The sequence below is a fragment of the Providencia sp. PROV003 genome (assembly GCF_045040775.1).
Classification (GTDB): Bacteria; Pseudomonadota; Gammaproteobacteria; order Enterobacterales; family Enterobacteriaceae; genus Providencia; species Providencia huashanensis.
In genome coordinates, this window is record NZ_CP096369.1 from 505,306 (window position 1) to 516,889 (window position 11,584).

Annotated in this window: 9 protein-coding genes; 7 read left to right on the forward strand and 2 right to left on the reverse strand. The window is 42.6% G+C overall.

Annotated features, from left to right (window positions below; translation table 11 throughout):
* Positions 1-556: 556 nt before the first annotated feature.
* The 7 genes from M1F14_RS02140 (at position 557) to M1F14_RS02170 (ending at position 9,463) form a co-directional block, all read left to right on the forward strand.
* Positions 557-1,162 carry an ankyrin repeat domain-containing protein gene (locus tag M1F14_RS02140; RefSeq protein ID WP_048605491.1) on the forward strand — a complete coding sequence of 202 codons (606 nt, stop codon included), beginning with the start codon at positions 557-559 and terminating at the stop codon, positions 1,160-1,162.
* A 25-nt stretch (positions 1,163-1,187) separates the two neighbouring features.
* Positions 1,188-2,111 carry a DUF2877 domain-containing protein gene (locus M1F14_RS02145; protein ID WP_166687016.1) on the forward strand — a complete coding sequence of 308 codons (924 nt, stop codon included), beginning with the start codon at positions 1,188-1,190 and terminating at the stop codon, positions 2,109-2,111.
* On the forward strand, positions 2,101-3,651 hold the full coding sequence (fdrA, locus tag M1F14_RS02150; protein WP_129466920.1) for an acyl-CoA synthetase FdrA: 1,551 nt from the start codon (positions 2,101-2,103) through the stop codon (positions 3,649-3,651). The genes M1F14_RS02145 and fdrA overlap by 11 nt, the downstream gene beginning before the upstream one ends.
* Entirely contained in the window at positions 3,651-5,066 is a 1,416-nt protein-coding gene (locus tag M1F14_RS02155) for a DUF1116 domain-containing protein (protein WP_042843366.1), read from the forward strand. Before fdrA ends, M1F14_RS02155 begins: the two co-directional genes overlap by 1 nt.
* A gap of 266 nt (positions 5,067-5,332) precedes the next feature.
* On the forward strand, positions 5,333-6,895 hold the full coding sequence (locus M1F14_RS02160; protein ID WP_042843365.1) for a xanthine permease: 1,563 nt from the start codon (positions 5,333-5,335) through the stop codon (positions 6,893-6,895).
* A 76-nt stretch (positions 6,896-6,971) separates the two neighbouring features.
* Positions 6,972-7,922 (forward strand): carbamate kinase family protein, encoded by a 951-nt coding sequence (locus M1F14_RS02165; protein WP_042843364.1) that lies wholly within the window; start codon positions 6,972-6,974, stop codon positions 7,920-7,922.
* A 152-nt stretch (positions 7,923-8,074) separates the two neighbouring features.
* Positions 8,075-9,463, forward strand: coding sequence for an amidohydrolase family protein (locus tag M1F14_RS02170; protein WP_071547594.1), 1,389 nt, complete (start codon positions 8,075-8,077; stop codon positions 9,461-9,463).
* A 37-nt stretch (positions 9,464-9,500) separates the two neighbouring features.
* Here the strand turns inward: M1F14_RS02170 and M1F14_RS02175 are convergent, their stop codons facing one another.
* Both M1F14_RS02175 and M1F14_RS02180 read right to left on the reverse strand, forming a co-directional pair.
* Complete coding sequence (locus M1F14_RS02175) at positions 9,501-10,487, reverse strand: nucleoside hydrolase (RefSeq protein WP_042843362.1); 987 nt, start codon at positions 10,485-10,487, stop codon at positions 9,501-9,503.
* A gap of 24 nt (positions 10,488-10,511) precedes the next feature.
* The gene (locus tag M1F14_RS02180) at positions 10,512-11,513 is read right to left on the reverse strand and encodes a LacI family DNA-binding transcriptional regulator (RefSeq protein ID WP_094301194.1); all 1,002 of its coding nucleotides are present in this window, start codon (positions 11,511-11,513) and stop codon (positions 10,512-10,514) included.
* Positions 11,514-11,584: the final 71 nt, after the last annotated feature.

The following is an 11,584-nucleotide window of genomic DNA, read 5'->3' on the forward strand; positions in this document are numbered from 1 at the left end:
ATCTGTGAATAAAATTCAACAGGCTGAATAATAGACTATTTTTCGACCATATATTTATAGCTTAACAGAATTATTCATAACGAGAAGAGGTTTAATTCTATTTAGCTTTTTTAAATACAAAAGCACATTTTTAAATGTGGCTATTAATATTCAAAATACTTAATATTATTGAATTAAATACTCAAACCAAGTATTAACATTCAATGTTAAAATGATCAAACAATTCACAATCTTAACAAATTTAACACTTTCAAGTTGATGTCCATCACAGAACTGATCAAATCATTATTAGCCTGTTTAATTAACAAAAAAAATCACACTATTTTGGCTATAAAACACCCAAAACACATCAAAAAACGATGAAAAATAATGCTTACACGCACAAAAAAGGCTTATTGTTGAATTGAATTCAATAATCGAGTGCTTAATTGATGAATTAAATTTAAACGGATTCTTTTTATTAATGACAATTGCTATGCTTTGGACATCATAAATAATCTTTAAATTGTCTTTATCTATGCTGGTGATAACAATAAACCAACCTAAGGGGAAAATGATGACCTCCAATACTCTCGCTCACGAATTTTTAACTGCAGCTGAACAAGGACAATTAGAATTATTAAAAAATTGCCTTGAAAAAGGTGTGGATATTAACACCACCAACCGTCAAGGCCGCACTGCTATCGTCAATGCTAGCCTGAATAAACATTATGAATGTGTTTCTTTCCTGATTAGTGCAGGTGCTGACATTAATAAACAGGACCAAACTTGTTTTAACCCTTTTTTATTAAGCTGTTTAAATGATGATTTAACATTATTGCGCCTTGTATTACCTGCAAAACCAAATTTAGATTTATTGACCCGCTTTGGTGGCGTTGGAATTACCCCAGCAAGCGAAAAAGGGCATGTAGATATTGTTCGTGAGTTACTCGAAAAAACTGATATCAATGTAAACCATACCAACTTCGTCGGTTGGACACCATTACTTGAAGCAATCGTTTTAAATGATGGTGGCGAAAAGCAACAACAAATTGTCAAATTACTATTAGACCACGGCGCAAACCCGCATATGACCGATAAATATGGTAAAAAGCCGTTAGAGCTGGCTCGTGAAAAAGGCTATAACGAAATAGCTGAATTATTGATTGCCGCGGGGGCATAATCGAACCGTCCCGATCAGGAGGCATGTGAACGCATCCATATCTCATCGGCAAAGGTTATACGGGCTTACGGCTGATACACATTTTCTTCAGGTTTTACATCAGCCGCAGCTTACAGGAAAAGTAGAGCAGGTTTTCAATAAAGCGATAAATATCTCAATAGGCAATATTCTTTATACTTTATTAAGCTCTCAGTTAGACAATGCACCAAATAGTTGCCGATTAATAAATAAAGACTTTTCTCTTTTAACCTTAAAAGTAGGAGACCCAATTTATTTTTCAGATAATGAAATGGTTATTGGTGAAAATTATTTAATTTCATTTTCGTTATGTAAAAAATGGCAATCACCCATTATTATTTTTGATTATAAAAAATTAACTAACCCAGATTATTTATTATATATAGCAAACCAAATAAAAAGTTTGGACATAATTTTAAATCATAATGTGGATTCCCTATTTAATTATCAGGGAGATAACGTCTTTTATCTATCAATAGCTAAACAACTGGTTCAGTTACGGTTAAAACTGATTGAATTATTGATTAATAAAGACCAACAAAAATTACCCCATATCATTCGCCAATTTGTTGGCTTAGGTATCGGGTTAACACCATCCGGTGATGACTATTTAGTTGGGTTAATGGCATTTTTATTGTTAAAGGAGCACCCTGCTTTTGCTTTTTATCCTGAGTTTTATCAAGGAATTATTCAAAGCAAAAGCCAAACAACGCCTATAAGTGCCATAACCCTAGAGAAAGCCTTAAACCAAGAATATCGCGAAAATATGCAGCAATTAATTCAAATGTTAGTTGATGCGAAAGAGACAAATATTTATCCACAATTTTTAGAGATTTTAAATATCGGGTCAAGTTCTGGCAGCGACATGCTATTTGGCTTACGTGATGCCCTGTATCTCACCCATTATTTCGGAGAAAACTATGTCGACTAAAGTTGTCATAAAAAAAAATACTTATTTTGATTCCGTGTCACTGATGTCTATTTCAACAAAGGCCAATCAACTTGATAATGTTGAACAAGCCTTTGTTGCGATGGCAACAGAAATGAATAAAGGCGTACTCAGAAATTTAGGGCTATTAACCCCTGAATTGGAAGAGGCTAAAAATGGCGATTTAATGATTGTCATTAAAGGGCCAAGCGATGATGCTAACGATGCCACATTAATTGCCATTGAAGACTTATTTAATAAAAAAAACCAAGGTGGTGGCCAACACGAAGCCAAATATGCCACGGTTAATTCTGCGAAAACCCACATCCCCGATGCTAACCTTGCGGTAATCTCTGTGAATGGCCAATTTGCCGCCCGTGAAGCCCGCATTGCATTAGAAAACGACCTCAACGTGATGTTATTTTCTGACAACGTTTCAATTGAAGATGAATTAGCACTCAAACAACTCGCTAGCAAGAAAGGTCTACTCATGATGGGCCCAGACTGCGGAACCGCAATTATCAATGGCACTGCATTGTGTTTTGGTAATAGCGTGCGCCGTGGCAGCATTGGGATCATCGGTGCATCCGGTACTGGCAGCCAAGAGCTTAGCGTTCGTATTCATGAATTTGGTGCAGGTGTTTCTCAACTAATTGGTACCGGTGGCCGCGATTTAAGTGAGAAAATTGGCGGGATCATGATGATTGATGCCCTAAAGATGTTAGATGCCGATGATGAAACCCAAGTTATTGCCCTCATTTCTAAGCCACCAGCCGCCGCTGTTGCAAAGAAAGTACTAGAACAAGCTGAAAAATGCCACAAACCAGTCGTTGTTTGTTTCTTAGGTAGCCAGCCTCTACCAGAAGATAAACCTGGACTAACGTTTGCACAAAGCACCAAAGAGGCGGCACTAAAAGCAGTGCTATTAACGGGTATTCGTAAAGAAGATTTAGATTTACATTCTCTAAACTGGCCTTTAATTGAAGAAGTCAGAGCGAAGCTCAAACCTGAGCAAAAATATATACGTGGCTTATTCTGTGGCGGAACGCTATGCGATGAAGCGATGTTTGCCGCTTTGGAAAAATACGATGATGTTTACAGCAATATTCAACCAAACCCTGACTACCGCCTGAAAGACTTAAATCAAAGTATCGCTCACACTTTCCTCGACTTTGGTGATGATGATTTCACTAATGGTAAACCTCACCCAATGATCGACCCGACCAACCGTATCGAACGCTTATTACAAGAAGCTCGCGACCCTGAGGTCGGCGTGATTATGATGGACTTTGTTTTAGGCTTCGGTTCTCACGAAGACCCCGTTGGCGTCATGATTGATGCTATCAAAGAAGCTAAAAACATCGCTAAACAAGATGGTCGTGAACTTGAAATTTTAGGCTATGTACTCGGTACGGACCAAGATACTCCATCCATGGATGCACAAGTCAAAATGCTGACAGATGCAGGGGTCATCTGGGCAAGTAGCAGCACCAATACGGGTTTATTAGGACGTGAGTTTGTGTGGAAAGGGGAGAACGCATAATGACTTCATTATTTAAACAACCGCTAAATGTTATCAACGTTGGCATCGAGATGTTCAGTGATGACCTGAAAAAACAACATGTTCCAGTCACTCACCTAAACTGGACGCCTCCAGGACAAGGGAACGTGGCAGTGATCCGCGCCCTCGACCAAATTGAAGGTAATGCGGCATTACAAGAAAAAATTGCAGCGGCTAACGCACAAGCCCTTGAGCGCATTATTCAATCCCAACCAGTATTAGTTGGCTATGACCAAGCGATTAATGTGGTACCGGGCATGACTAAAAACACCATCCTACACGCCGGTCCACCCGTTGCTTGGAAAGACATGTGTGGAGCTATGAAAGGGGCAGTTACTGGTGCGCTGGTCTTTGAAGGGCTCGCGAAAGATTTAGCCGATGCAGAGCGCGTAGCGGCATCTGGTGAGGTTATTTTCTCCCCTTGCCATGAACACGACTGTGTTGGGTCAATGGCTGGGGTAACGTCTGCATCTATGTTTATGCATATCGTTGAAAACAAAACCTATGGCAACCGCGCATTCACCAACCTCAGTGAACAAATGGCGAAAATCCTACGCATGGGTGCCAATGACCAAAGCGTTATTGACCGTTTAAATTGGATGCGTGATGTATTAGGGCCAATGCTACGCGACGCAATGAAAATTGTAGGTGAAATTGACCTGCGTTTAATGCTAGCCCAAGCCTTACACATGGGGGATGAGTGCCATAACCGTAATAACGCTGGTACCACCTTACTGATCCAAGCATTAACGACAGGAATTATTCAAACTGATTTCTCTGTCGCACAACAAAAAGAAGTGTTTGATTTTGTGGCAAGTAGTGATTACTTCTCCGGCCCAACTTGGATGGCAATGTGTAAAGCGTCAATGGATGCAGCACATGGTATTGAATACAGTACCGTTGTCACCACCATGGCTCGTAATGGTTATGAATTTGGTTTACGTATCAGCGGATTACCGGGTCAGTGGTTTACAGGGCCTTCACAGCAAGTTATCGGCCCAATGTTTGCAGGTTATAAGCCTGAGGATTCTGGCTTAGATATTGGTGACTCGGCAATCACAGAAACCTACGGTATTGGGGGCTTTGCAATGGCAACCGCACCTGCCATCGTTGCGCTGGTTGGTGGTACGGTAGAAGAGGCGGTAGATTTCTCACGTCAAATGCGCGAAATCACACTCGGTGAAAACCCGAATGTGACTATCCCATTACTCGGCTTTATGGGTATCCCGACAGCCATCGATATTACCAAAGTTTCAGCCAGCGGTATTTTACCTGTTATCAACACAGCAATTGCCCACAAAGATGCAGGTATCGGTATGATTGGAGCAGGTATTGTTCACCCGCCATTTGATTGCTTTGAAAAAGCCATGTTGGCCTACGCACAGAAATATGCTTAGTTTTCAATCATAAAAAAGACGCCCAACTTCGGTTGGGCAATAAAAATAAAACAAATACCCTGAATATTCAGCAACACAGATAAACTGCAACTTTGAATATCATGATATACACCCTCTAGCGTGTATACCCTAAATAATTTGAGTTGCAGCAAGGCGGCAAACGAAGATATCCCAAGGAGCATACTTATGTATGTGACTTAGATAGCTAAGAGCAGCCAACACACAGCTGTGGCTCAAAGTATGACGGGTATACAGGGGAATACTATATGAGTATATTTAATATAAAGTGGAAACGTGGGGACTTGGCTGCCTATTTTGGCTTAATGACCAATAACTTAACTAATCTACTCACCATGATGGGCTTATTAATTTTCGTTGTTGGTATCCCATCTGAACTTGTTTATGGTCGCATTGCACCCGCTTTTGGTCTCGCCGTTTTACTTGCCAGTATTAGCTATGCTTACTTTGGCCAGCAAATGATCAAACAAACAGGGCGCAGCGATGTAACCGCTCTGCCATCAGGGCCAAGTGCACCTTCTATCTTCACCGTGACCTTCTTAGTCATTATGCCGGTGTACCAAACCACGCAGAATGCTGAGTTTGCTATCCAAATCGCATTGGTTTGGTGTTTCGTTGAATCAATGATCCTCGTTGGTGGCTCATTCTTAGGCGAAACTATCCGTAAAATGATCCCTCGTACGGTGCTGTTATCTTGTCTTTCTGGGCTTGGGCTATTATTGCTAGCAATGAACCCAATGCTGCAAGCCTTTGAAGCACCAACCGTTTCATTTATTGTTTTATTATTAATTTTCATTAACTGGTTTGGTAAAAAGCCTATCTTTGCACGTATTCCTACCGGTTTATTATTGCTTATCGCGGGAACAGTACTTGCGTGGGCTTCTGGGCTGCAAAGTGCAGAGGCAATAAAAGACTCTATGGCGTCATTCGGCTTTAACCCTCCAGGGATTCATATTGACAGCTTCTTCCAAGGCTTACCGCATGCACTTCCATATTTAGCTTCTGCGGTACCATTGGGCTTAGCAAACTATATCTTTGACCTTGAAAACATTGAAAGTGCTCACGCTGCAGGTGATGAATACAATACCCGTAAGGTTATGTTAGCTAACGGCTTATCTTCAACTGTTGGCTGCTTCATGGGTAACCCATTCCCAGTCACTGTTTATGTTGGGCATGCTGGCTGGAAAGCAATGGGGGCCAGTGTTGGTTATACGCTAGCATCAGGTATCACCATGTTTATTGTCCCATTGTTTGGTATCGGTGCATTCATGCTCGCTATCATTCCAATGACAGCTATCGTACCAATATTGGTGTTTATCGGTGTTGTCACTGCCAACCAAGTGGTACGAGAAACACCGAAGATTGAAGTGCCTGTTATCTTTATCTGTCTATTCCCATGGATTGCTAACTGGGCGCTCACTATGGTCAACAGTGTGATGGGGGCCGCAGGGACGTCAGCAAGTGCAATAGGCGTTGAAACATTACTACACAAAGGTGTTTATTATCAAGGTCTTGTACACTTAGGTAACGGTGCGCCATTGGCAAGTATGCTATGGGGTTGTATCGCTATCTTCGCTATCCTAAACCAACCACTACGTGGGGCAATTGCTGCGGCAGCTGGCGCAATATTAGTATTCTTTGGAATTATTCACTCCCCAGCAGTAGGAATTGCAACCGGTTCAACCTTGATGTTTGTTTACGCTTACCTCATGATGGCAGCTTTATTTGTACTCAAATATTTTTTAGATAGCCGTAAATCGGTGGAAGAACAACAAGCTGAACAATCTGAGAAACTCAGTAAGTCAGTGTAATCAAACCAACCTTTTATAGCCGGTGTCTACAGTACACCGGCTGTGAGCTAAATCTCTGTATCAGGAAACATTAACAATGAAAGAACTCGTGGTTGTTGCCATCGGGGGCAACAGTATTATCAAAGATAACAACAGCCAGTCTATCGAAGCTCAAGAAAAAGCCGTTCAAGAAGTGGCACTGCATATTAGTGACATGCTTGAGGGCAACTACAACATTGTTTTGACCCATGGAAATGGACCCCAAGTTGGATTAGACCTACGCCGCGCTGAAATAGCCCATGAAACAGAAGGTTTGCCGTTAACCCCCCTTGCTAACTGCGTCGCTGATACTCAAGGTGGCATTGGCTATTTAGTTCAGCAGGCACTCACTAACGTGCTAGCGAAACGTCACAATCGCCAAGCTATTACAGTTGTTACACAAGTTGAAGTCGATAAGAACGACCCTAACTTTAGCGCCCCAACCAAGCCAATTGGTGCATTTTTTACAGAACAACAGGCTAAAGAATTACAACAAGCGAACCCGAGCTGGCATTTTGTCGAAGATTCCGGTCGAGGCTATCGCCGAGTGGTCGCATCTCCAGAACCAAAACGTGTGGTTGAATCAAAAGCGATCCGTACCTTAACGGAACATGACTACGTAGTGGTTGCAGCTGGAGGCGGTGGCATTCCTGTTATTCAAAATGGCGATGGTGGCTACCAAAGCGTTGATGCAGTGATAGATAAAGACCTCTCCACGACATTACTGGCGAAAGAATTAAATGCCGATATTTTGATTATTACTACCGGTGTCGAAAAAGTCTGCATTCACTTCGGTAAACCAGAGCAAAAAGCTCTTGGTGAAACGACCACTAGCGACATGCAACGCTATATGGAAGAAGGCCATTTCCCCGCAGGCAGTATGTTACCGAAAATCGAAGCGAGCCTGTCATTTATTGCCAATGGCGGTAAACGTGTGATTATCACCACACCAGAAAAACTACCGGAAGCCTTACGAGGTGAGACGGGAACCCATATCATCCAAGGGTAAGGGTTATTTACAACGTACCATTATTTTGGAACGCTAGAGTTTCTCGTTAATGTCTCAATATCACCCCCAGATCGCAAAATAGCGATCTGGATGGTGAACTGCTGATCAAAAACTGGAAATTCGACTCTATTTCATGATCACAAGGAGTTTCTATGAAAGCAGACCAATCATCCGGCAGAAGAGAGTTCCTTTCCACTAGCGCCAAAGTCGCCGCTGCTTGTACCCTTTTTGGTACCGTATCAGGTATTGCATCCGCGCAAAATCAACCCACAATGTCATCCGATATTACTCGCATTACCGACAGCCATTATTACCTTGACGATGTATTACTCGAAACAGGCTTTAATTTCCGCGATACTACGGTGATTGGCACTAAAACCGCATTGCAAACGGTTGAAATCGATCAAGGTAAAATTGTCGCCATTTTACCGAATAAACAACATGCTAATCACCAGTTAAATGCTTATAACGCTCAAGGCAAATTGATGCTACCGGCGTTTCGCGATATGCATATCCACCTTGATAAAACCTTCTATGGCGGGCCATGGCAAGCGCCACAGTCACGGGAAGGTAAAACAATTATGGATATGATCACCCTAGAGCAGAAACTGTTACCTGAACTGCAACCCTTCACCGAAGAAAGAGCCAATGCGCTGATCACGTTGATCCAATCCCATGGATCAACCATTGCCAGAAGCCATTGTAATATCGAACCCGTTTCTGGGTTAAAAAATTTAGAAACCCTACAAAAAGTACTTAATGAACACCAACAAGATTTAACTTGTGAAATTGTCGCTTTCCCACAGCATGGGTTATTGTTGTCAAAATCAGAACCCTTAATGCGCGAAGCCATGCAAGCTGGCGCCCATTATGTGGGAGGCTTAGACCCCACTAACGTTGATGGGGCAATGGAAAAATCTCTCGATACGATGTTCCAAATCGCTCTCGATTATAATAAAGGCGTAGACATTCATTTACATGAAACCAGCCCTGCGGGTTTTGCTGCCATCGAGTATATGATCAAAACAGTGAATGAAAACCCAAGTTTGCGCGGTAAAGTAACGATTAGCCATGCCTTTGCTCTTGCAACACTGAGCCCAGAACAAGCCGAAAAAACCGCAAGGCAACTGGCGGAACAACAAATTACTATCGCCTCAACAGTACCGATAGGTACATTACATATGCCATTGAAAATATTAAATAATAATGGCGTATTTGTGATGACCGGAACAGACAGCGTTATCGACCATTGGTCACCGTTTGGGCTGGGTGATATGCTCGAAAAAGCCAACTTGTATGCTCAGTTGTATACTCGCCCAGATGAACTGGCACTGTCTCGCGCTTTAGCAATTGCGACAGGGAATATTTTGCCATTAAATACCAAAGGCCAGCAAATTTGGCCCACCAAAGGCGATGATGCTAGCTTTGTTCTCGTCGACGCATCTTGCTCAGCTGAGGCCGTTGCGCGAATTTCACCAAGGCATGCCTCTTTCCATAAAGGCAAACTCGCCTACGGCACAATGCAAAAATCGATAGCTTAATGTCAGTTCATTGAACTAGCGCCGAATGGCGCTAGCTTCAGGCTGGCTTTGCAGTATATCGGCTAACCGAGGCAAAAATTAAACCCAGTAAACCTTGATTATCTACAGTTTGTAATACTGTAATCGGTTTTGCCATTGGCTCAGGAATACCGACTCGTAAACGTAACGCATCATAATAATAGCTTTTTCCACGTAATGCCCCTTGCAGCTCAATACCCACTTGTTTTTTCTCGTAGGTTACTAGGCTTTTATCTAATAGCCATGCAACGGTTAACACATCGTGAACCCAACACCCCGCCAGCTGACGCGTAGCCCGCGAATAATCAATCCACGGGCGCATAGTATTAACAAGAAATTGGCTCAATGTGGATTGAAGTACAGAAAACTTATCGAGGTCACTCTGTACCATCTGTGTTTGTACCGTAACATCCATTGGCACTAAAGTAATATTGGCACCACTATTCAAAACCGCATGGGCCGCCTCTGGGTCTAGCCCAAAATTGGTATCTTTAATATAACCAGGGACATTAAATACCGCTCCCATAATAACAATTTCAGCCACTTTCTCTGCCATTTCAGGGAACAATTGCATGGCCATGGCGATATTGGTTAAAGGACCAATCGCAATAATAGTGACCTGATGCGGGTTCTGACACACCCGCTCACCAATACGCCACGCTGCTTCTGGTGCTGATTTAGGTAAAGCAGGTACAGGGGGAAGGTTATCCCACAAATAGTTAAGTTGCGCCCGCTGTGCGCCATTATCTAATAATTCGCGCCATGGTCCGCTAGCTTCAATTAATGCCGATGACGCCCCGCGGTAAACAGGAATGTCCTCATTCAGCGAGTTAACTAAATGGCTGGCCACATTAAAACCAACCTCACTAGGCGTATTCCCTGAAACGGTTGTGATCATCTCTAGTTGAATTTCTGGCGCTGCTATCGCAAGTGCAAGAGCAAGCCCATCATCAACATTCGCGCCTGCAACGCCGTTTCCCGGGTCACAATCAATAATTACACGCATAAATTTCCCTGAAATAATACATTATCAGCACCCGCAGGAGTGCCCAATTTGTAGCTCAAAGTCCACCTCACAAATGGCTTCTTTATTTGGCCAGTTTTGTAGAATCTGTATCGCTTTTTCTGCTATTTTATCAACAGGTTGTCGAACAGTCGTGAGTGTAGGAACAGTATACTCCGATTGCACAGTACCATTAAAACACACCAGAGCAATGTCCTCTGGTACCCGCAGTTTTAGTTCAGCTAAGGCTTTCAAACAACCAAAAGCTTGTAACTCATTGGTTGCAAAAATGGCCTCAGGGAACCCTATTTTCTGCATTTGATAGATAGCTTGGTAACCCCAATCACGCGTATATTGCCCTGCAATAACCCATTTTTGCTGTATTTCAAGGTTGGCTTCTACCAAAGCGTTTTCCCAACCACTTAACCGGTCTTGGGTATTAAGCATTTCAATCGGCCCACAAATAATGCCAATATCTTTAAAACCATGCTCAATGAGATGGCGAGTGATTTTATAGGCTGCCAACTTTTCATTGACTTGAAGAGCACTGACGCCTTCGGTAGGGTCGACCCTATCTAACATCACACAAGGGGTACCCGAAGATTGGATCAGGTCAATGTACGGATGACGGTCAACACTGGTATAAATCAACCCTTCAACTTGGCGTAAAAGTAGGTTGTTAATCAGTTCTTTTTCACGCACACGGGAATCCCCTGCATCCCCTAATAACAAGACATGACCATGCTTGAAAGCTTCACGTTGCAATGCATGTGCAATAGAAGCCAAAAAAGGGTTAGAGATATCAGGGATCACCAACCCATAGGTTTGTGTACTGCCAGACGCCAGTGCTTTAGCGATACCATTCGGGCGATACCCCGTTTTTTTTATCGCCGCTAACACCTTCTGTTTCGTCGCCTCAGCAACAGGGCGGGGGCCGTTATTAATCACATAGCTGACCACTGCAACAGAAGTTCCGGCTTCGCGGGCAACATCTACCCGCGTCACTTTACGATAGTTCACATCAGGCACGCAGCAATTCCTTTTTCACTTACTATTATCTTACGAAAGAATAGCAGCCACTCTGGTTTTTATATACCACC